The organism is Rhizobium sp. 62_C5_N11_2 (genome assembly GCF_051811185.1).
In the GTDB taxonomy this organism is placed as follows: domain Bacteria; phylum Pseudomonadota; class Alphaproteobacteria; order Rhizobiales; family Rhizobiaceae; genus Rhizobium; species Rhizobium leguminosarum.
On the sequence record NZ_JBPWPW010000001.1, the window covers coordinates 2282367 to 2303859 of the forward strand.

At 61.4% G+C, this 21493-nt stretch carries 22 protein-coding genes and 1 riboswitch; of the genes, 12 read left to right on the plus strand and 10 right to left on the minus strand.

The window, feature by feature from the left end; genetic code table 11:
- Positions 1-8 precede the first annotated feature (8 nt).
- From AB8B31_RS11485 to ribB, 4 genes are all read left to right on the plus strand, one after another.
- Positions 9-797, plus strand: a complete 789-nt coding sequence (locus AB8B31_RS11485; RefSeq protein ID WP_028733040.1) for an SDR family oxidoreductase — start codon at positions 9-11, stop codon at positions 795-797.
- A gap of 35 nt (positions 798-832) precedes the next feature.
- The gene (locus AB8B31_RS11490; protein ID WP_162710255.1) at positions 833-973 is read left to right on the plus strand and encodes a hypothetical protein; all 141 of its coding nucleotides are present in this window, start codon (positions 833-835) and stop codon (positions 971-973) included.
- A gap of 72 nt (positions 974-1045) precedes the next feature.
- Positions 1046-1828 carry a glucose 1-dehydrogenase gene (locus tag AB8B31_RS11495; protein ID WP_018446376.1) on the plus strand — a complete coding sequence of 261 codons (783 nt, stop codon included), beginning with the start codon at positions 1046-1048 and terminating at the stop codon, positions 1826-1828.
- 192 nt (positions 1829-2020) lie between these two features.
- A riboswitch (FMN riboswitch) is annotated at positions 2021-2219 on the plus strand.
- A gap of 126 nt (positions 2220-2345) precedes the next feature.
- A complete protein-coding gene (gene ribB / locus AB8B31_RS11500) occupies positions 2346-2981 on the plus strand; it encodes a 3,4-dihydroxy-2-butanone-4-phosphate synthase (RefSeq protein WP_032998443.1) in 636 nt (211 codons plus the stop codon).
- A gap of 86 nt (positions 2982-3067) precedes the next feature.
- On the opposite strand, the gene AB8B31_RS11505 is transcribed toward ribB, so the two are convergent.
- Positions 3068-3835 carry an SDR family oxidoreductase gene (locus tag AB8B31_RS11505; RefSeq protein WP_028733041.1) on the minus strand — a complete coding sequence of 256 codons (768 nt, stop codon included), beginning with the start codon at positions 3833-3835 and terminating at the stop codon, positions 3068-3070.
- A 326-nt stretch (positions 3836-4161) separates the two neighbouring features.
- Between AB8B31_RS11505 and AB8B31_RS11510 the strand changes: the two genes are divergently transcribed.
- The 3 genes from AB8B31_RS11510 to mobB are packed head-to-tail and all read left to right on the plus strand — an operon-like array spanning position 4162 to position 6227.
- Positions 4162-5070, plus strand: a complete 909-nt coding sequence (locus tag AB8B31_RS11510) for a DMT family transporter (RefSeq protein WP_028733042.1) — start codon at positions 4162-4164, stop codon at positions 5068-5070.
- A gap of 9 nt (positions 5071-5079) precedes the next feature.
- On the plus strand, positions 5080-5709 hold the full coding sequence (mobA, locus tag AB8B31_RS11515) for a molybdenum cofactor guanylyltransferase MobA (protein WP_028733043.1): 630 nt from the start codon (positions 5080-5082) through the stop codon (positions 5707-5709).
- Entirely contained in the window at positions 5706-6227 is a 522-nt protein-coding gene (mobB, locus tag AB8B31_RS11520) for a molybdopterin-guanine dinucleotide biosynthesis protein B (RefSeq protein WP_018242306.1), read from the plus strand. Before mobA ends, mobB begins: the two co-directional genes overlap by 4 nt.
- A gap of 51 nt (positions 6228-6278) precedes the next feature.
- On the opposite strand, the gene AB8B31_RS11525 is transcribed toward mobB, so the two are convergent.
- The 3 genes from AB8B31_RS11525 to AB8B31_RS11535 form a co-directional block, all read right to left on the minus strand.
- Positions 6279-8426: an ATP-binding protein gene (locus AB8B31_RS11525; RefSeq protein ID WP_080671783.1), complete on the minus strand. Its 2148-nt coding sequence runs from the start codon at positions 8424-8426 to the stop codon at positions 6279-6281.
- Positions 8401-9912: an ATPase domain-containing protein gene (locus AB8B31_RS11530; protein ID WP_018242308.1), complete on the minus strand. Its 1512-nt coding sequence runs from the start codon at positions 9910-9912 to the stop codon at positions 8401-8403. Before AB8B31_RS11530 ends, AB8B31_RS11525 begins: the two co-directional genes overlap by 26 nt.
- Positions 9913-10057: 145 nt before the next feature.
- Positions 10058-10951: a LysR family transcriptional regulator gene (locus AB8B31_RS11535; protein ID WP_027684430.1), complete on the minus strand. Its 894-nt coding sequence runs from the start codon at positions 10949-10951 to the stop codon at positions 10058-10060.
- A 120-nt stretch (positions 10952-11071) separates the two neighbouring features.
- Here AB8B31_RS11535 and AB8B31_RS11540 point away from each other — a divergent pair, with 120 nt between their 5' ends.
- Both AB8B31_RS11540 and AB8B31_RS11545 read left to right on the plus strand, forming a co-directional pair.
- The gene (locus AB8B31_RS11540; RefSeq protein WP_028733045.1) at positions 11072-11467 is read left to right on the plus strand and encodes a (R)-mandelonitrile lyase; all 396 of its coding nucleotides are present in this window, start codon (positions 11072-11074) and stop codon (positions 11465-11467) included.
- A 14-nt stretch (positions 11468-11481) separates the two neighbouring features.
- Entirely contained in the window at positions 11482-12471 is a 990-nt protein-coding gene (locus AB8B31_RS11545) for an aldo/keto reductase (protein ID WP_028733046.1), read from the plus strand.
- A gap of 101 nt (positions 12472-12572) precedes the next feature.
- Here the strand turns inward: AB8B31_RS11545 and maiA are convergent, their stop codons facing one another.
- The 6 genes from maiA to AB8B31_RS11575 all read right to left on the minus strand — a co-directional run bounded on the left by maiA (position 12573) and on the right by AB8B31_RS11575 (position 17351).
- The gene (maiA, locus tag AB8B31_RS11550; RefSeq protein ID WP_028733047.1) at positions 12573-13208 is read right to left on the minus strand and encodes a maleylacetoacetate isomerase; all 636 of its coding nucleotides are present in this window, start codon (positions 13206-13208) and stop codon (positions 12573-12575) included.
- The gene (locus AB8B31_RS11555) at positions 13205-13411 is read right to left on the minus strand and encodes a hypothetical protein (RefSeq protein WP_128408842.1); all 207 of its coding nucleotides are present in this window, start codon (positions 13409-13411) and stop codon (positions 13205-13207) included. The genes maiA and AB8B31_RS11555 overlap by 4 nt, the downstream gene beginning before the upstream one ends.
- 98 nt (positions 13412-13509) lie before the next feature.
- On the minus strand, positions 13510-13926 hold the full coding sequence (locus tag AB8B31_RS11560; protein WP_028733048.1) for an organic hydroperoxide resistance protein: 417 nt from the start codon (positions 13924-13926) through the stop codon (positions 13510-13512).
- Positions 13927-14117: 191 nt separating this feature from the next.
- Positions 14118-15440, minus strand: coding sequence for a sensor histidine kinase (locus AB8B31_RS11565; RefSeq protein ID WP_028733049.1), 1323 nt, complete (start codon positions 15438-15440; stop codon positions 14118-14120).
- Positions 15437-16177, minus strand: a complete 741-nt coding sequence (locus AB8B31_RS11570; RefSeq protein WP_028733050.1) for a response regulator — start codon at positions 16175-16177, stop codon at positions 15437-15439. The genes AB8B31_RS11565 and AB8B31_RS11570 overlap by 4 nt, the downstream gene beginning before the upstream one ends.
- A gap of 124 nt (positions 16178-16301) precedes the next feature.
- Complete coding sequence (locus tag AB8B31_RS11575; RefSeq protein WP_028733051.1) at positions 16302-17351, minus strand: alpha/beta fold hydrolase; 1050 nt, start codon at positions 17349-17351, stop codon at positions 16302-16304.
- Positions 17352-17699: 348 nt separating this feature from the next.
- Here AB8B31_RS11575 and AB8B31_RS11580 point away from each other — a divergent pair, with 348 nt between their 5' ends.
- The 3 genes from AB8B31_RS11580 (at position 17700) to AB8B31_RS11590 (ending at position 21419) form a co-directional block, all read left to right on the plus strand.
- Positions 17700-19475 carry a cytochrome c biogenesis protein DipZ gene (locus tag AB8B31_RS11580; RefSeq protein WP_028733052.1) on the plus strand — a complete coding sequence of 592 codons (1776 nt, stop codon included), beginning with the start codon at positions 17700-17702 and terminating at the stop codon, positions 19473-19475.
- A 54-nt stretch (positions 19476-19529) separates the two neighbouring features.
- A complete protein-coding gene (locus AB8B31_RS11585; protein ID WP_028733053.1) occupies positions 19530-20288 on the plus strand; it encodes an alpha/beta fold hydrolase in 759 nt (252 codons plus the stop codon).
- A 408-nt stretch (positions 20289-20696) separates the two neighbouring features.
- On the plus strand, positions 20697-21419 hold the full coding sequence (locus tag AB8B31_RS11590; RefSeq protein ID WP_018446394.1) for a DeoR family transcriptional regulator: 723 nt from the start codon (positions 20697-20699) through the stop codon (positions 21417-21419).
- Positions 21420-21493 lie beyond the last annotated feature (74 nt).

Sequence of the window (21493 nt, forward strand, 5' to 3'; positions counted from 1 at the left end):
GAAGAGCGGTGTCCGACATCACTCTGAACGCCCCGAAGCTTTTCGATCTCAGCGGCCAGGTTGCCATCGTTACCGGAGCAGGAAGCGGCATTGGGCAGCGCATTGCCATCGGCCTTGCACAGTGCGGCGCCGACGTGGCGTTGCTCGACCGTCGAACCGACGACGGGCTGGCCAGGACGGCTGAACATATTCGCGCCGCTGGCCGCCGTTCGATCCAGATCGCGGCGGATGTCACGAGCAAGTCTTCCCTTGGAGAGGCAATAGCACGGACCGAGGCAGATCTCGGCGCATTGACACTTGCAGTCAACGCGGCGGGCATCGCTAACGCGAACGCGGCGGAAGAGATGGAGGAGGACCAATATCAGACGTTGATGGATATCAACCTGAAAGGCGTCTTTCTTTCCTGCCAGGCCGAGGCTCGCGCCATGCTGAAGAATGGACGCGGCTCCATCGTCAACATCGCTTCCATGTCGGGTGTGATCGTAAACCGAGGGCTGAGCCAAGCGCACTATAACGCCTCCAAGGCGGGCGTGATCCATATGTCGAAGTCTATGGCGATGGAATGGGTCGACCGCGGCATTCGCGTCAACACCATCTCCCCCGGATACACGGCAACGCCCATGAACACCCGTCCGGAGATGGTTCATCAGACCAAGCTCTTCGAAGAGCAAACGCCAATGCAGCGAATGGCAGCGGTGGACGAGATGGTAGGCCCGGCAGTGTTCTTGCTGTCGAATGCGGCAAGCTTCGTGACCGGCGTCGATCTTCTCGTCGACGGCGGTTTCTGCTGCTGGTGATGGCGAGGCGAAAGCTCATTGCCGGCAACTGGATAATGAACGGTCTCGCTTCCTCCCTAGCTGAGATCGAGGCGCTGAAGGGAATAACGGGCAAGACGGCGTGCGATATCGTCGTCTGCCCGCCCTTCACGCCGATCGAACGGGCTGTCGAACGGACGGCGCCCAAGACTGCCTGAATTCGCCGAGCTCCAATAATCATCGCAGGGCAGGTCACGCCCAGATTTGCTGTTTACCGGGAAGGAAAGAGCATGAAACGCTTCGAAGATAAGACGGTCGTGATCACGGGAGGCAGCCGCGGCATCGGCGCTGCCATCGCCAGACGCTTTGCGCGCGAAGGCGCCAATCTCGTCGTTTCGGCCAACGAGGAGCTGGTCCACGGCGTTGCCGAACAGATCCGGGCCGAAGGCGGCAAGGCGATCTCCTTCATCGGCGACGTTACCGACAAGGCAAGCGTCAAGGCCCTCTACGATGCCGCCGAGAAGGAATTCGGCTCGGTCGACGTCTCGATCCAGAATGCCGGCGTCATTACCATCGCCCGGGTCGAGGACCTGACCGAAAACGAGTGGGACAAGGTGATGGCCGTCAACACCAAGGGCGTCTTCCTCTGCGCCCAGGAGGCGATATCAAGAATGCGCAAGCACAAGCGCGGCGGCCGCATCATCAACACCGCCTCCGGCCAGGCCCGCGACGGCTTCATCTACACGCCGCATTATGCCGCCTCGAAAATGGGCGTCGTCGGCATCACCCAGAGCCTGGCCAAAGAAGTCGCGACCGAGAAGATCACCGTCAACGCCTTCTGCCCAGGCATCATCGAGACCGACATGTGGGCCTATAACGACCAGGCCTGGGGCAAGCTGCTCGGCAACTACGCCCCCGGCGAACTGATGAAGGAATGGGTCGAGGGCATCCCGATGAAACGGGCCGGCTCCGGAGAGGATGTCGCCGGCCTGGTCACCTTCCTCGCCAGCGATGACGCCGCCTATATCACCGGCCAGACGATCAATGTCGACGGCGGCCTGATCATGTCCTGATGCATGTCGCCTAAAAGTGCGCAGTGGTTTGGGACAACGACATGCATGGAAGGACCAAACCACCAACCAAGCACTGAAGGCGAGCCGGTCGTCGCCTCCATGTGAACAGTGTGTCCATCGGCGTTAGGGCAGCTTTGCATTTTTGCCCGGTCGACTGACCTTGCCATCCGCCTGTCTTTGATCCTATCTTTGAAATGTTCTCAGGGCGGGGTGTAATTCCCCACCGGCGGTATCAGGAGTGATCCTGGAGCCCGCGAGCGCTTCCGGCACCACAGCGCCGCGCGTCTTTCAGACGCGCAAACGACGCTGTAGCACTTTGAATTGCTGGAAGGTCAGCAGATCCGGTGAGATGCCGGAGCCGACGGTATAGTCCGGATGGAAGAGGACAACACGGGCAGTCGCACTCCATCCCGGAGTCGGCTGACGTTTGTTCGCCCAAGGGCAGAAGGCTCGCTCACGGATTGAGCCGAGCAGACCATGTCAGCCCGCTGACATAACCCTTGAAAGGCCAGACAGCATGACTATCGCAACAATTGAAGATGCCATATCAGCCATTGCCAGCGGCCAGATGGTCGTCGTCGTCGACGACCAGAACCGGGAAAACGAAGGCGATATCGTGGTCGCGGCCGACGCCGTCACTCCTGAGGCAATCGCCTTCATGATGACCCACGCCCGCGGCCTCGTCTGCATTGCCATGGAAGGCGAGCGCCTCGATGCGCTCGATATTCCGCTGATGGTGCCCAACAACACGGAATCGCACAAAACCGCCTTTACGGTCTCCGTCGATTATCTCAAGGGCACGACGACGGGCATCTCGGCTGCCGACCGCGCCGCCACCGTCCGCGCCCTCGTCGACGATCGCGCAAAGCCAGATGAATTCGCCCGCCCCGGCCACATCTTTCCGCTCCGCGCCAACCCCCGCGGCGTGCTCGGCCGCCCCGGCCATACCGAAGCCGCCGTCGATCTCGCCCGCCTCGCCGGAAGGGTCCCCGCCGGCGTCATCTGCGAAGTCGCCAACGACGACGGAACCATGTCCCGTCTGCCCGAACTCACGCTCTTCGCCGAACGCCACAACCTCCCCCTCGTCACCATCGAGGACCTGGTCGCCTACCTCGACCGCCTGGCGGAAAGAGACATACGCGAAGTCGCCTGATCGATGCCTTAGTTGCGGCGGCATAGCCCGCCGCAACTAAGAACGTGCCGCAGTGATGACACTGACGGCACCTTCCCTTGCCCGCTCTATGTCCGGCTGATCGAAACCCCACCATCCGCCAGCATCGCCGTGCCGGTCACGAAGCTCGACATGTCGGAGGCGAGGAAAAGCGCCGCATTGGCGATCTCTTCGGGTTGCGCCATGCGTTTCAGCGCATGCAATCCCTCCACGAAAGCGAGCACCTCCGGCGTGGCATCGGGCGCGTTGGTGATGCTGGCGGGCGTGTCGGTGCCTCCGGGAAGCAGTGCGTTGACACGGATCTTCTGCGTTCCGAATTCGGCGGCGAGCACCTGCACGAAGCCGATCAGCCCCGCCTTGCTCGCCGCATAGGCGGCCATGCCAGGCATGCCGACGGTGTGGCCGACGAAAGTCGAGGTGAAGATCAGCGATCCGCCGCCTTTTCCCATCGCCGCCGACTGGTGCTTGGCGCCGAGGAAGGCGGCGGTGAGATTGGTCTCGATCGTCTCGCGCCAGCCCTCCAGCGACAGCCCGGCGACCGGCCCCATCTCACCGAGGATGCCGGCATTATTGAAGGCGATGTCGAGCCGGCCGAAACGCGAAACTGCCGTCTCGACGAGCCTTGCCTGCAGCGCCTCGTCCTTGACATCGCCTAATATGGCGACGGCCTGACCACCCTCCGCCTCGATTTCCGCGATGACGGCATCGAGCGCATCCTGCCGCCGGCCGGTGACTACGAGCTTGGCGCCTTGCCGTGCAAAGAGTTTCGCCGCTGCGCGGCCGATGCCGGAACTTGCGCCGGTAATGATTGCGATCTTGTCGTTGAGAAGTGTCATATCGGTCTCTCCTGGGTTGTTACGAGACCTGAGATGCTCAAACATCAGGCGATGCAGCCACCCGTTTCCCGCGCAGGACGAGAAAAACGCCTATGGCCGAACCGGCAACGCGACGGACGTCCTCATCGACGCCTTGATCGCGGCGTCGGAAATATCGGAATTCACGTTATAAAACAGGCATTTGTCGGACTTCCGCCCACACGCCTGCATTGACATCAGTGCCATTGTGCACCGCATCATCGATTTATGCCTGGTGTGACATTCATCCGATTCCCTTCATGCATCTTCGCGACTAAAAGGGGCGCACAGGTAACGGGAATCTCTTCATGCCGCGGTCACGCAATACTCAGGGCGCCATCTATATGAGCATGGCGATGGCCGGCTTTTCCGCAAGCGACGCCCTATCCAAATCGGTGATCGCCCATATGAACGCCGGCGAGATCATGTTCCTGCGCGGCCTCTTCACCAGCCTGCTGGTCTATCTGATCGCCTGGAAAATGGGCGCGCTGCGCTCCTGGCGGGTCATGCTGCAGCCGATGATTATCTTCAGGATCATCTGTGAGACGCTCTCCGCCGTCACCTATATCACCGCGCTCGGCTTGATGCCGATCGCCAATGCCTCGGCGATCCTGCAGTCGCTGCCGCTGGTCGTCACCTTCGGTGCAGCGCTGTTCTTCGGTGAGCCGGTCGGCTGGCGGCGCTGGTCGGCGATTCTCGTCGGCCTCGTCGGCGTGATGATCATCATCCGCCCCGGCCCGGAAGGATTCACCGCCGCCGCCCTGCTCTGCGTCGCCGCGGTGCTGACGACGGCCGGCCGCGATCTCGCCACCCGGAGCATCAGCCCGGAAATTCCCTCGCTGATGATAACCGTCATCACTGCCATGTCGGCCTCCTTCTTCGGCGCACTGCTCATCCCGCTGCTCGGCGGCTGGCAGCCGGTCAGCGCCACCTCGCTCGGGCATCTCGTGCTCGCCTCGGTACTGGTGCTCGTCGGTTACCAGTCGGTCATTCTCGCCATGCGTACCGGCGAAATCTCCTTCGTCGCGCCGTTCCGCTATACCAGCCTGATCTTCTCCTCCCTGCTCGGCTTCCTCTTCTTCGCCGAAGTGCCTGACAGCTGGACGCTCGTCGGCGCCGCGATCGTCATCGCCTCCGGCCTCTATACGTTCTATCGTGAGGCCAAGCGCCGCGTATCGCCGATCGCGCAGGAATCCGCGCCGCGCGCGCCGGTCTGAGGAAGGATGATGGCTGAATTCTCGCTTGGCAGATCTGATATAGCAGGCGTCGTATTGGCTGGCGGCCGCTCGCAGCGCATGGGCCGCGACAAGGCAGGCGTGATGCTCGGGGCCGAGAGCCTGCTCCACCATGTGCTGACCCGCCTCGCGCAACAGGCCCCGCTCGTTGCCGTCAATGCCGATGCCGCCGCCGAGGGCGTGCCTGTCGTTCCCGACCGTTTTCGCGGTAAGGCCGGGCCGATGGCCGGCATCCATGCAGCCATGGTCTATGCCGCCGGCCTGCCCTCGATCACCCATGTCGTCACCGTCTCGGTGGATTGCCCGTTCTTCCCGGCCGATCTCGTCGCCCGGCTGGCGGCTGCGATCGAGCACCCGTCGCAGATCGCCATTGCCGCCTCCGAGGGCCGCAGCCATCCCGTCTTCGGGCTGTGGCCGGTGACGCTGGCCGCCGATCTCGAAGCCTGGATCACCACCGACGAGAAGCGCCGCGTACGCGACTTCCTGTTACGGCATGACGTTACGGAAGTGGCGTTTCCGCTGCATCCGACCCGCGCCAGCCTGCTCGACCCTTTCTTCAACATCAATACGCCCGACGATCTCGTCGAGGCGGAACGCTGGCTGGAGGCCCTTCGCGGATGACCGCACCGAAAATCTTCGGCATCGCCGGCTGGAAGAACTCAGGCAAGACGGGGCTCGCCGTCCGACTGGTGACGGAGTTCACCCGCCGCGGCTACAGGATCTCGACGATCAAGCACGCCCATCATGATTTCGACATCGACAAGGTCGGGGCCGACAGCTACCGCCACCGCCAGGCCGGCGCCCACGAGGTCACCATCGTCTCCGGCACCCGCTACGCCATCATGCACGAGCTGCGCGGTGCCCCCGAACCTGAGTTCGAGGAGATCCTCGCCCGCCTCGCCCCCTGCGACCTCGTGCTGATCGAAGGTTACAAGCGCGAGCCGATCCCGAAGATCGAGGCCCGCCGCCTGGAGGCGGCAAATCGTGAACCGTTGGCGCCGAGCGATCCCCATATCTGCGCTATCGCCGCCGATCATGCCGTCACGGATACGGCCCTGCCGGTCTTCGATCTGGACGACACAGGCGCCATCGCCGATTTCATTGCTGGCATCGTCGGCCTTGGACAGGCCACGGCTTAATTCTTAAATCGGAATCGATTTAAGGACACAATGATGCAGCGCTTAAAAGTGTTACAGCGTCCTTTGCGCGCCTGAAAGGACACGCGGCACTATGGGCGCTGAGCCCCGTGCACCACTGCCGGACCTGAGAAGCTGAATTGTTTCGCTTGCCATCGCCTTGGCGATTTCCTTGGCGAGCTGAGCCTGATCATAGGGCTTTGCCAATCTCGGAAGATCGATATCGGTGCCGGCGGGAAGATCGGCGTAACCTGTCGCCAGCACGATCGGCAATGCCGGATAAATGTCCCGTGCGGCCTGGGCCAGCTGTGCACCGGTCATACCAGGCATCGAATAGTCGGTTATGACAAGGTCGAAATGCTGACCGCTGCTGATCAGTTCCAGCGCCTGCGCGCCGGAGTTTGCTTCGACGACCTCGTGGCCGAGATCTTCAAGCATGTCGACCGAACTCATGGCGATCAAGGCATCGTCATCGACCAGCAGGATCTTCAGTCTGGATGCAGCTTGCGGAACGGGCAGTTCCGCTTCGATCACCCGCTCGGGGCGCTGTTCGGTTGCGGGAAGCCACAACTCAGCGGTCGTCCCGACCCCAAGTTCGCTTGTCAGACGAAGTGCGCCATTGAGCTGAACGGCAAGCCCGTGGATCATCGATAAGCCGAGGCCCGTGCCCTTTCCGAGTTCCTTGGTCGAGAAAAACGGATCGACCGCCTTCTTCAGCGTCTCCGCGTCCATGCCGGTGCCGCTATCGGCCACCGCCAACACAAGATAGGCGCCCTTGTCGAGAGTGCCGTCATCGCCGGCCACCTGCGCATCACGCAGCGATATGGACAGCGTCCCGCCATCCGGCATCGCATCGCGGGCATTGACCGCAAGGTTGAGCAGCGCCAGTTCGAGCTGGTTCGCATCGACCAGCGCCGGCGGCAGGGTTGCCGGCAGGATGGTTTCGATACTGATCGAGGATCCCACAGAGCGCCGCAGTAGATCTTTCATGCCGGAGACCAGCTCGGCCAGATCGATCGGCTTGACCTGCAGATCCTGCTGTCTGGCAAAAGCCAGCAGCCGCTGCGTCAGCGCCGCCCCGCGCCGCGCACCCTGAACCGCCCCGTCGACCAGACGCGTCGCCTTGGCATCTCCGGCAACATGCTTGCCGAGCAGCTCCAGATTTCCGAGAACGACCATCAGCAGATTGTTGAAATCGTGTGCGACGCCGCCGGTCAGTTGGCCGATCGCCTCCATCTTCTGTGATTGGCGAAGCTGCTCCTCGGCTCTTTCACGCTGGGACACTTCCTCGAGCAGGGTCTGGTGAGCCGCATTGACCTCTTTGGTCCGTTCCCTCACGCGCTCTTCGAGGTTTTCATTGAGCCGTCTCAGGTTTTCCTCAATGGTCTTGCGGACAGTGGTATCGGAGCAGACGCCGACGAGTTTCATGGCGGAACCATATCTGTCGGAATAAAGCTGCGCGTGGACCTCGGTCCAATGCAGCGATCCATCCGGCCAGATCGTCCTGTGCTCGATCGAATAGTCGCGCCCAGTATCGATCGTCTGGCGCAACCGTGCCAGCACAAGATCCCGGTCGTCGGGGTGGATACTTGCGATCAGATCGTCGCGTGTGACATCGTCATCGGGGCTTCGGCCGAAGATTGCTTTGCAGGTCGCCGAGGCCGACAATGCCATCGAGGACAGCTCCAGCTCCCATGCCCCGAGACGACCGGCGGCGAGAGCGGTCTGCAACCGCCGCTCTCCCTCGCCCAGAGCCTCAAGCCGGGTTCGCGCTTCATATTGGCGCAGGCGCCCCTTTAATGCGGTCCGGGCCACGCTGATGAACGAGGTCGCATGGAACGGCCTTTCCAGGAAGGTGACGTTGCCAAGAACCTCGGAAAGCCTGGCAGCGGCCGGATTTCGTTCAGGTCCGCCACCACGTGTGGTGAGCACGATGAACGGTAGGTCAGACCAGCTCGGCTGGGCCGAAACCCAGGCGGCGATCGGCTTGAGATCGCTCGAGCGAACGGCCTCCTCCGTCAGGACGCCAAGCGCGACGTCATCGCTGAGCGATGACGCGAACATAGGCAGGTCGGTGGTGGCAATCGATGCCAATCCGGCCTCATCGACCAATGATCTCGCCACCCAGGCATCGCGACCGACGGGGGTGTAGATCAATGCTTTCGGTTTGCCGGAATTAGGAATTGCCGCTATCCCCGCCATCGGTCGCAAGGAGCGGCGTTGAGGTCGTGACAAATTCGGGAACGCCGCGAAGCACGCCCTGGAACCCGACGAGAGGATCGCCGAACCTCAAGCCGGAAGCGTCGATGCGATACTCCCGGATGGTATCCTCGTGAAAGCCGGTCCTCTTCTTGATCACCGAGACTGCCCGCCGCACCTTTCCGGCCGCCTCGAAGTAACGCAGCAGAATGACGGTATCGGCGAGATAGGTAACGTCGACAGGTGCCTTCATGTCACCGACCAGCCCGTGCTGGGCCACGGTGAGAAAGGTGTTGGCGCCTTGCCTGTTCAAATATTGCAGCAGCTCATGCATATGAAGGATCAGCGAATTCTCGTCCGGCATCGAAGCCTGGTAACCGTTGATACTATCGATGATGACGGTTTTCGCATCCGACTTGTCGACGCAATTGCGCACGCGGTGGGCGAATTCGCCCGGCGACAGTTCGGCGGCATCGAGCTGTTCGATGTGGATATGACCCGCGTTTCGCATGGCTTCGAGATCCATTCCGAGCGCCTTCAGCCGCGTGAAGAGCAGGCCCAGCTCCTCGTCAAAAATGAAGGCCGCCACTTTCTCGCCGCGCGCGACCGCAGCCATCAGGAATTGAAAGGAGAACGTGCTTTTGCCGGTGCCGGCGGGACCAAGTATGAGTGTACTGGAACCTCGCTCCAGGCCACCTCCGAGAAGCAGATCCAGTTCTGCAATATTGCAGGAAATCTGATCACGGGCGTAACTCGACCTGTGTTCGGCGGCGACGAGCCGCGGAAAGACTTTAACCCCGCCAGTCTGGATGATGAAATCGTGATAGCCGCCGCGGAAGGCCTGTCCGCGATATTTTATGACCCTGAGACGTCGGCGTTCGGAGCCGTAGCTCGGCGCCATCTCTTCGAGATGGATGACGCCGTGCACGACGCTGTGCACTGTCTTGTCGAGCACCTCGGACGTCAGATCATCGAGCAGAAGGACTGTCGCGCCTTGTCGGGCAAAATAATGTTTGAGCGCGAGGATCTGCCGGCGGTAGCGCAACGAGCTTTGCGCGAGCAGCCTTATCTCCGACAGACTGTCGAGAACCACGCGACGTGGCTTGATCCGCTCGAAAGCGGCAAAGATTTCCTTTGTCGTCTCCCCGAGTTCAAGATCCGACGAATAAAGCAGGCTCTGCTGCTGGTCGGCATCCAGCAGGCTTTCCGGAGGCACGACCTCGAAGACCTCGATATTCCCATCGATCACCATGCCGTGCGATGCGGCACCGGCCCGAAGTTCGCTCTCGGTTTCCGAAAGGGTAATGTAGAGCCCCTGCTCGCCGAGCCGCGCACCTTCGATCAGGAACTGCAGCGCAATCGTCGTTTTGCCAGCTCCCGGATTCCCCTCCAGGAGAAAAACGTGCCCCGGCGAGAGGCCCCCCGCCAGAACTGTATCCAAACCGGACACGCCGGTCCGAGCTTTCGTGGCAGGTGCCGCAGTATTCATTCACTGTTTCCTTCAATTTCAAGTGTGAATTAGCGGCGAGTGATGGAATGTCAAATCACTGGCAGGCATGAGTTCGCTTCCGGCAAGAGCCGATCACTCCTGGTTCGGATATATGCCTGTCCGGGCGGCCCGACATAGTGGGCGTCTATCCTCGATAGCGAAGTGCATCGACGACGAGGGCGAATGCCGGCGACGTATGCCGGCGGCTCGGATAGTAGAGATGGTAGCCGGAAAACGGCAGACACCAATCCTCGAGGACGCGCACCAGCCGCCCGTCGGCAAGATGCGCCTCGACCAAGTCCTCCGGCATATAGGCCAGCCCAAGACCAGCCAGCACCGCGTTCAGCCGCAGGGCTATATTGTTGAAGATCAACTGTCCTTCGACCCGAACCCTGAGCTCGCGCCCGTCCTTCTCGAACTCCCACGCATAAACGCTGCCATAGGTCGGCAGACGCAGATTGATGCAATTGTGATCCGTAAGGTTCTGCGGCGTCAGCGGCTTCGGCCTGGTGTCGAAATAGGCGGGAGCGCCGACCACGGCCATCCGCATGTCGGGGCCGATGCGCACCGCGATCATGTCCTTCGCCACCTGTTCTCCAAGCCGCACCCCCGCATCGTAGCGCTCCGCGACGATGTCGGTCAGACCGTAGTCGACGATGATTTCGACATTGATATCGGGATAATCAGGCAGGAGCTTTTGCAAGGCGGGCCAGAGGACGGCATCGGCCGCATGCTCGCCGGCATTGATGCGGATGGTGCCTGCCGGCTTCTCCCGGAAGGCGCTCAAGGCAGCCAACTCACTCTCGATCTCGTCGAGCCGCGGTCCGATGGAGCCGAGCAGGCGTTCGCCGGCCTCTGTCGGCGCGACGCTGCGGGTCGTTCGGGTCAGCAATCGCAGTCCAAGCCGCTCCTCGAGCCCGCGGATGGTGTGGCTGAGCGCCGATTGCGACACACCCAGCTTGCCCGCCGCCTTGGTGAAGCTCTGTGCGCGTGCAACGGCGAGGAAGGCGATGAGGTCGTTGACGGCGGGGCGCGGCATTCATGAAACTTTCTCATGGGTTCTTGCCGTTTATACCATCTAATCGCGACCAAACACACGCGCTAAATACCTTGCTGCTCGAGTGGACCTGTCCACCCCGACATCGAAAGGAAGACAAAGATGGATATCAAGCGAAGCGGTTCGCAGCCTTCGGCCAAGGGACCAGCCGACTGGTTTACCGGCAGCGTGCGTGTCGACCCACTGTTTGCCGTGACCCGCCCCGCACGCGCGGCTGGCGCCAGCGTCACCTTCGAGCCCGGAGCCCGCACCGCCTGGCACACCCATCCGCTCGGCCAGACGCTGATTGTCACATCGGGCTGCGGTCGCGTGCAGCGCGAAGGCGGCCCGGTCGAGGAGATTCGCGCCGGCGACGTCGTCTGCTTCGCAGCGGGTGAACGCCATTGGCACGGCGCATCGCCGACGACGGCGATGACCCATATCGCCATCCAGGAACAGCTCGACGGCAAGGTCGTCGACTGGATGGAGCATGTCACCGACACGCAATACCAAGGTTAGAAGAGGAAACTTCTATGCAGAAACGTGAACTTGGAAAGAGCGGACTTCATGTCTCAGCCATCGGTCTCGGCTGCATGGGGCTGAGTTACGGTTATGGCCCAGCGACAGATATTCAGGAAGCGACCGCACTGATCCGGCGGGCATTTGAACGCGGCGTGACCTTCTTCGACACGGCCGAGGCCTATGGCCCCTATAAGAACGAAGAGCTTCTGGGAGAGGCCTTGGCGCCCTTTCGCGAGGAGGTGGTGATCGCCACGAAATTCGGTTTCAACTTCGATGCCAATGGCGGCCAGAGCGGCATGAACAGCCGGCCGGAACAGATCCGCGCGGTGGCCGACCAGGCGCTGAAGCGTTTGAAGACCGATGTCATCGATCTCTTCTACCAGCATCGCGTCGATCCCGATGTTCCGATCGAGGATGTCGCCGGCACGGTCAAGGCGCTGATCGCGGAAGGCAAGGTCAGACATTTCGGCCTCTCGGAAGCAGGCGCCCGGACGATCCGCCGCGCCCATGCCGTCCAGCCGGTGGCAGCACTACAAAGCGAATATTCGCTGTGGTGGCGCGAACCCGAGCAGGAAATCCTGCCGACGCTGGAAGAGCTCGGCATCGGTTTCGTGCCCTTCAGCCCGCTTGGTAAGGGCTTCCTGACTGGCGCGATCAGTGAAACGACCACCTTCGACAGCAAGGATTTCCGCAACGTCGTGCCACGCTTTTCTCAGGAGGCGCGAAAGGCCAACCAGGTGCTCGTCGATCGTCTCGGAGAAATCGCCGCCCGCAAAAAGGCAACCTCCGCCCAAGTGGCTCTCGCATGGCTGCTGGCGCAGAAGCCCTGGATCGCGCCGATCCCCGGCACTACCAAGCTGCATCGCCTCGAGGAGAACATCCAGGCCGCTGAAGTCGAACTGACGGCTGAGGACCTTGCCAGCATCGAAAGCGCGCTCGCCACGATCAAGGTGGAAGGCGATCGTTATCCCGCGCATCTGCAGGCAAGGGTCAACCGTTAAACGCGGCCGACGGGCCATGAAGGCTACGTCTCATCGCCAAGGCTAGAACACCAGAAGAGAATCGGCTGCAGTCACTTGCGGCCGATTCTTCATAGATTGGATCATCGTCTCGGCGCCGGCGCATTCTCCTGGAAAGCCGGTATCGCCTCCAGTCTGGCGACGATCTCCGCGATATTGGGCCAGCTGGCGAGATCGAAGCCGAGGCGCCGGGCGCTGATCGCCTGCGGGAAGAGGAAGATCTCGGCAATACCAGGCTGATCCCCAACGGCGAAGGCTCCCGGCCTGCGGCCGGCGATCATCGTCTCGACCGCGGCCATTCCCTCGCCGACCCAATGACGATTCCAGGCAGTAATGGCATCGGCATCCGCCTGGAAGACCTTGCCGAGATGCAGGCCGATCCGCGGCGGCAGCAGCGCATGGATCTCGGCTGCGATCGCAAGCGCGATCGACCGCGCCTGCGCCCGGCCTTCCGCGGTGTCAGGCAGCAATGGAGGCTCGGGCTGGATCTCGTCGAGATATTCGACGATCGCCAGCGACTGGGTAAGGAGGACACCGCTATCCGTCAGCAAGGCCGGCACGAGCCCCTGCGGATTGACGCTGCGATATCCGGCCTGCCGGCTCTCGGCATCCTCACCGAGGATGCTAACCGGCAGCGCTTCTGCCGTCAGTCCCTTGAGGGCGAGCGCGATGCGGACGCGAGATGTCGCCGAGGAAATTTCATTCTGATAGAGCTTCACGGTCTTTCTCCTTTGGTGAGGTCAGAAGAGGAGTTGTCGACCCCGGGATCGGCTGGAGCGGCCTCTGCTCCCCCCGAAGGCGAAGCTGCGGATGCCGCCGTTACGAGGCCCGCAAGCGGCGAAGGCTCCTGCGAGCTTACGTCGTAGATGCAGGGCGCGGCGAAGACCACCGCTCCCAGAATGCAGATGATCATCAATCTCATAAAAACCTCCATCGACGGGGCCCGATCGGCCTCGACCTGCTTGTTTTCGGCGCCGGTTCCCTGCCCGCCGCAGCCAAGGCCGGCGAAAAATCCATCCATCAGGCAACGGTCAATTCGACATGGATATTGCCGCGCGTGGCCTTCGAATAGGGGCAGGTCTGGTGAGCCTCTTCAATGAGGGTTCGTGCCACATCCGCTTCGATCCCGGGCAGGCTGACCTTGAGACGGGCCTGCAGGAAATAGCCGCCATCGGCGGTTCCCAAATCGACCTCGGTGTCAACGGCAAGATCGGCTGGAAGCTTGACCTTTTGATTAGCCGCGGCGAAACCGATCGCGCCGATGAAGCAGGCAGACCAACCGGCGGCGAAAAGCTGTTCGGGATTGGTGCCGGCGCGGTTGCTGCCCGGAGGCGAAAGCTTGATATCAAGCTGGCCGTCGTCGCTGTGCGACGCGCCGTCGCGCCCGCCCGTCGTGTGGGTCTTGCCGGTATAGAGAACCTTGTCGATCTTTGTCATGGAACACTCCTTGTGTTGCGTCGCTCCAGGCGACTGGCCGCGCTACGCGGCCGGGTTGACGGAGTGTGGTTTGACCGACGGATATATCCGCCATGTTTCCGAAATCGCCCGAAATGTCACAAAACGTAGCATCCGATATCGAGGACATCCTTACATACAAACATCTCGAAATTTTGCGGTGACTGCCGACGTCAACGGATGGTGACTTCTGCCGCCAGACCACCGCCGGCGCGATTGTAGAGCCGGAGTGATCCGCCGATCTTGGCCGTCAGCTGCTGGGCGATCGCAAGACCGAGACCGGTGCCGCCGGTCTCCCGGTTGCGGGATTGTTCCAGCCGGAAGAAAGGCTGCATGGCGGCTTCCAGCATATCGTCCGGAATTCCCGGCCCGCGGTCCATGACTGATATGACGATATCGTTCTCGGCGCTGCGCGCGACGCTGATCTCGGCAGCGCCGGCAAACTTCAGCGCATTGTCGATGAAATTCGACAGGATGCGGCGAAGAGCATGCGGCTTGGTGAAGGCAGCACCCTGAACCAGGCCGACCACGGTGACGGCCTTTCCAGTATCCTGGTAGTCGTAGGCTATGCTGTCGATGAACGAGGCGAGATCGATGCGGGCACTCTTCTCGCCATTGCCATGCGCGCTGCGTGCATAGGCAATGCCGTCCTGAACGAGGCGCTGGATCTCGCCGAGATCGTGCACCAGCTTGTCTTTCTCCGGCGAATCCTCCGCCATGTCGGCGCGCAGCCGCATGCGGGTGATCGGCGTCTGCAGGTCATGCGAGATGGCCGCCAGTATCTGGACGCGCTCTTCGAGGTAATGGGCGATCCGCTCCCGCATCGCGTTGAATGCTCTTGCCGCATGCGCGACCTCGCTCGGCCCCGCCTCACTCATCGCCGGACCGTCCTTGTTCGGGTCAAGCGCATCGGCGGCGGCGGCAAGCTCGCCGAGCGGCCGGATCGCCTGGCGAACCGCAAACCAGGTGCAGAGGATGAGCAGCGCCATCTGGACGACGAAGACGTAGGGCAGCCATGCGGCAATCGGCATGACGCCCTTCGGCGTGACGTCGATCGTCAACGGGCTTCCGTCGCTGAGCGTCAGATGCGCCTGCAGCCGGTTCACATCGCCAGGAATTCGTTCGATCCGGATCGGAAAGCGGTGCCCGATGGCCTCCTCGATCTTTCCTGAGATTTCCGCCCCTTTGCTTGACGTGTCAGGCACGCCGGGAAGGCCGGGCCCGAGCACGAAACGATAATTGCCGCGGCTCAGCCGATCGAGCAGATCGCCGCGTTCGCGGGGCGGAAGCCGATCGAGAACGGCAATCGACGTTGCAACGTCGCTCTCCAGCGTGCCGAGCATCACGGCTTTGGCCGACATGTAGCGCTCCATATAGAGCACACTGAACGACAGCCCGTAGGCCAAGGCCAATCCGATCAGCAGGATGAGAAAGATCCGCGACCGCAACGTGCTCGGCCACGTCAGGCCCGAACGCAAGCGGATTGCCGCCTTCATTGGCGCAGCTCCAAGATTTCGACCGGAACCGAAAACACATAGCCTTCGCTGCGCACCGTCTTGATGTAGGTCGGTTCGCGCGCATCGTCGCCCAGCCTCTGACGCAGGCGGCTGACCAGGAGATCGATAGACCGATCGAAGAGATCGGCGTCGCGGCCCTGCGTCAGGCTCAAAAGCTGGTCGCGATTGAGCACCCGCTGCGGATGGTCGATGAACACGCGAAGCAGACGGTATTCGGCGCCGCTGAGCGCAATCGCGGTCCCTTCCTTGTCGAGAAGGTGCCGGGCCACCGTATCGAGCCGCCAGTCGCCGAAAGTCAGCAATTGGCCGGCCTCGCTGATCTGCAGGTTGGGCGGCAACATCCGCGTGCGCCGCAGCACCGCCTTGATGCGGGCGAGCAGTTCCCGCGCGGCAAAGGGCTTGGGAAGATAGTCATCGGCGCCCATCTCCAATCCGAGGACTCTGTCCATCTCGTCGGTGCGGGCCGTCAGCATCAGGATCGGGATCGCCTTGTGCCGGCCGGCGCGCAGTTCACGGCATAGCACCAGCCCGTCATCGCCGGGCATCATCACATCGAGCACGATCAGGTCGACTGCATTGGCTTCGAGAAAACTGCGCATCTGGCGCCCGTCAGCGGCAACGCTCGTGCGCAGGCCGTTCTTCTGCAGGTAGCCCGATACCAGCTCGCGGATTTCGCGATCGTCATCGACGATCAGGATGTGATCGACATGATCCATATTTCCCTATTCCTTACCGATAGAAGCGGCCCCCGCCCTCCGCCTCGATGTCGAGGCGGTTGACGCGAGCTACGCATATTCCGCCGGTCGGAGCAACGAGGCTCCGCGACCGGCGGCGCCGACATTAGAAGCGATCGACATCTATGACAGCTTGCGCGAAGGCCTGCGGCGCTTCCTGAGGCAGGTTGTGGCCAATGCCGCCGTCGATCGTCCGATGCTCGTATTTGCCGGAAAATTTTCCGGCATAGGCGGAAGGCTGCGGATGCGGCGCACCGTTTGCGTCGCCCTCCATGGTGATGGTCGGCACCGAAATGACAGGCGTTGCGGCGAGCGTCGTCTCGTAGGCATCGTACTTGGCCTCACCTTCGACAAGCCCCAGGCGCCAGCGATAATTGTGTATGACGATCGCGACGTGATCGGGATTGTCGAAGGCAGCGGCCGATCTGTCGAATGTCGCATCATCGAAGTTCCACTTCGGCGATGCCGTCTGCCAGATAAGCTTTGCGAAATCATGCGTGTTGCTCTCGTATCCCTGACGACCGCGTTCGGTAGCGAAATAGAACTGGTACCACCAGGCAAGTTCGGCTTTCGGCGGAAGCGGCTTCTTGTTGGCCTCCTGGCTGCCGATCAGGTAGCCGCTTACCGATACCATCGCCTTACAGCGCTCGGGCCAGAGCGCCGCCATGATGTTGGCGGTCCGCCCGCCCCAGTCGTAGCCGGCAATGACAGCCTTCTCGATATCGAGCGCATCAAGCAGCGCGATCATATCGGCGGCGAGCGCTGACGGCTGGCCATTGCGCGGCGTCTGGTCGTCCAGGAAGCGGGTCGTCCCGTAACCGCGCAGATAAGGCACGACCACCCTGTAGCCTGCCGAGGCAAGCAGCGGCGCGACATCGACGAAACTATAGATGTCATAGGGCCAGCCGTGCAGCAGCAATACGACAGGGGCATCCGCCTTTCCCGCCTCGGCATAACCGATGTCGAGCACGCCTGCCTTGACCTGCTTCAGCGCTTCGAAGGACGTGTTGGTTCCGGGCTTTATAGCTGGCACCGATGCGGCAGTCGCAGACGACTGGGCGGCGGCCGTGCCGGCCACGCCGAACTCGACGGCCGCAAGGGCGACTGCCGTCATGCCGAAGAAACGGCGGCGGTGGTGGTTGATTTGCTCTGACATCGGTCTCTCCTGTCGAATGGATCACGGTCGCGAAAAGGCGCTCTACTTGTATCCCCGATATGTCGTAAGCAACCGTTTTTTGAATACGGATGTAGCTTCCGGCCGCCTGGATACATTCCGATACAATCGCGCTGCCTCGGCAAGTGGTCGCATTGGCCGCAGCCGTTTCCTCGCCACTGCAGCAGTTTGTATCGCTTTGTATCGCCGGTGCGCGACCCCGACACTTCGGTACATTTTCCCGCAAAGCCGGACACATCGCGGATACTTCACACCGGCCATATCCCGCCGTTGCTGGTTCAGGCCCATCGCCGTCCAGAGCCCGATCAATCGGTTTCAAAGGAAACGATGATGACACTTCTGATCATTGCCTATCTTGGAGGCGCGCTGACGATCCTCAGCCCGTGTATCCTGCCCATCCTCCCCTTCGTCTTCGCCCGCGCCGGACAGCCCTTCGTCAAGAGCACGCTGCCGATGCTGGCGGGCATGGCTGCCACCTTCGCGCTGGTCGCCACGCTTGCCGCAGTCGGTGGTAGCTGGGCCATTCGCGCCAATGAATATGGCCGGCTTGCCGCCATCGTCCTGCTTGCTCTCTTCGGCGCAAGCCTGCTTTCGCCGCGCATCGCAAGCACGCTTGCCCGGCCGATCGTCGACCTTGGCAACAATCTTATGAACGCCACCGGCGGCGGGCGCGGCACCACGACAGTGAAGAGCGCGCTTCTTCTCGGCGTCGCCACCGGACTGCTCTGGGCGCCCTGCGCCGGTCCGATCCTCGGCCTTGTGCTGACCGGAGCTGCATTGCAGGGCGCCAATCTGCAAACGACCTTCCTGCTGATTGCCTATGCCGCTGGTGCTGCAACTTCGCTTGCCGTCGCCCTGCTTGTCGGCGGCAAGCTCTTCGCCGCCATGAAACGCTCGCTCGGCCTCGGCGACCGGATACGCCAGGTGCTCGGCGCTGCCGTGTTGGCGGGTGTCGCCGTCATCGCGCTTGGACTGGATACCAGCCTGCTGGCGCGGATTTCCTATGCCAGCACCGCGTCCCTGGAACAGGCCGTGCTTGACAGGCTGCATGCGAAGCCCTTGGGCGGCGCATCCTCCGAAGTGGCGAGCAAAGACATGGTGATCGCAGCCGCCGATACGAAGAAGCCCTTCCGCAGCGATCTGCCCGTCGAAGGTTACGCGCCTTCACTCGACGGCGCGGTCGAATGGCTGAACTCCAAGCCGCTGACATCAGAGCAACTGCGCGGCAAGGTCGTGCTCGTCGACTTCTGGACCTATTCCTGCATCAACTGCATTCGCACCATCCCTTATGTCAGGGCCTGGGCGGAAAAATATGCGAACCAGGGCCTCGTGGTGATCGGCGTGCACGCCCCGGAATTTGCCTTCGAGAAGAAGGTCGACAACGTCAAGAAGGCGATCGGCGACTTCCAGATCGGCTATCCCGTCGCGATCGACAATGATTACAGCATCTGGCGCGCCTTCGAAAACAGCTACTGGCCTGCCGCCTATCTGATCGATGCCAAAGGCCAGATCCGCTACCACCATTTTGGCGAAGGCAATTACAACAGGACCGAAAAGGCCATTCAGGACCTGCTGCGCGAAGCCGGCAGTCAAACGACGGAAAGTGCGCCGGTCGTGCCGGATGCCAAGGGCGTGGAGGCGGGCCCCGACCTCCGCAACATCCGCTCCGGCGAAACCTATCTCGGCTACGGACAGGCGGCGAACTTCGCCTCTCCGGAAGGGCTGCAGCCAGACACGCCGCATAACTACTCGATCGCCGAACCCGGCCTCAACGGCTGGGGCCTGTCCGGAACCTGGACCGTCGGCCGGGATCAGGCGACGCTTGATCAGCCGAGCGGCGGCATCACTTATCGCTTCAGCGCCCGCGATCTGCATCTCGTTCTCGGGCCTGGCGCCGGCGGAAAGCCGATCCGCTTCCAAGTGAAGATCGACGGCAAGGCGCCAGGACCTGACCACGGCGCAGACATCGATGCAGACGGCAACGGTACGGTGACCGCGACCAGGCTTTACCAGCTCGTCCGCCAATCCGGCACGGTCGCCGCCCACAACTTCGAGATCAGCTTCCTCGATCCTGGTGTGCAGGCCTACGCCTTCACCTTCGGCTGAACCTGAGACGCATCAATATCCCGATCATCAACACGACCCAAAGGAGTAATAGTCATGAACAGACATCTTGCTTTCACGGCAGCCCTCGCATTCGCCACCACCACCATCGCATTCGCAGCAGAGGCTGCCGAGGTCAAGAACATCGTGATCGTCCACGGCGCCCTGGCCGACGGCTCTGGATGGCGCAAGGCGACGGACATTCTCCAAAAGCGCGGCTTCAACGTCACCATCGTCCAGCAGCCCATCACCTCGCTCGACGACGATGTGGCGGCGACCAAGCGCGTTCTCGACCTGCAGGGAGGACCGACCCTGCTCGTCGGCCACAGCTATGGCGGCATGGTCATCACCGAAGCCGGCAATGATCCCAATGTCGCGGGCCTCGTCTATGTCGCGGCGTTCCAGCCCGACAAGGGAGAAAGTCTGCTCAGCCTTGCCAGCTCGAAGCCTGCCGGCAGCATGGATATAAGGGAAACGAAGGACGGCAAATATCTCTATCTTGATCCGGGCGCCTTCGCCGCGGATTTCGCAGCCGACCTTCCGCAAGCGGAAGCCGCTTTCATGGCAAAGTCACAGGTCTTTGCCTCGAAGCAGGCATTCTCCGCCAAGATCACCCAACCGGCATGGCGGACCAAGAAAAGCTGGTCGATCGTCGCTACCGAGGATCGCTCCATCAACCCCGAGCTCGAGCGTGACATGGCAAAACGTGCCGGAAGCGACGTGACCGAGATCAAGGCCAGCCACGCCGTCTTCGCCTCCCAACCGGAAAAGGTTGCCGATGCGATCGAAACGGCAGCAAGGAAAGCCGGCGAGTAGCGCGCGCAGCCAGGAATGTTCCTAAGCAGTCGCGAGGATGAAGCCTCTGGTCGGAAGGGTACCCGACCAGAGGCGTGACGAAGTCGCCCCGTTGGCCCTGCCGGCCGAGAATGTCGCTCTCGTCGTCACCCCGCTCCCCGCAGCAGAAGTCGGCACCATCTATACAACTTTGTGACCATTCCATCAAAAAATGAAAAATAAGTCACGAATTCCCATTTCAAATTGACGGCTTTCCCTATAAAATTGCGACGATATTCCATGTCGCGCGCAACCGCCCGGTGCAGAAGCTGTATCTCGGCGCAAATGCCGGATCGTAGATCAAGGGAGAAACCAGATGGGAATGGCAGTCCCTTGTTAAATTTTCATCAGAACACTATTGCAGTGTGAACGATAAGGGAGACATGCGATATGGATAGTCGCAGGGGCCGGCGCATCGCAGTCTTATCCGAGGCCCTTTCACGACATCGCATTCTGCACATCAAGAATGCTGCCGAGATACTGGGCGTCTCGGAGATGACGGTTCGGCGTGATGTCAGCGCCAATGCAGGCCAATTCGCGTTTCTCGGCGGCCATATCGTTCCGGCTGTCGAAGCGGAAAACGATCCTTATGAAATTTCCAGGGCCGCCGACAGTCATGCCGCTGCAAAACGACAAATTTGCACACAAGCCATTGATTACATTCACCATGATGACACGGTCTTTTTCGATTGTGGCACCACCTTACCCTATCTGGTCGATCTTCTCCCAGACCGGATTCACATAACGGCGATCTGCTACGCCATGAATGTCGCCGATCGTCTAACGCGAAAACCAAACGTTCGCCTTGTTATGCTCGGTGGTCTTTACCACCCCGCATCGGCGAGCTTTTCCGGTGCCTCGGGGCTGGAAATGCTCGACCAGCTTGTGATCAACGTGGCATTTCTTTCTGCAGCCGGTGTCGATGCCCGGCGTGGCGCGACCTGCGCGCATTTTCACGAAGCGGAAATCAAGAAAAAGGCGATGTCTCGGGCACGAAAGAATATTCTTCTCGCCGACAGCAGCAAAATCGGCAAGCTGAAACCAGCCTTTTTCAGCGACATGAAGTCATTCGATGTGGTCATCACCGAAAACGGCATGAACGACTTCGACTGAGAAATCCGCATTTTTTCGGCGTCTGTCCGAAATCTAAACTTGACGCGGTAGGACAGTGATGCAAACCTAACAAA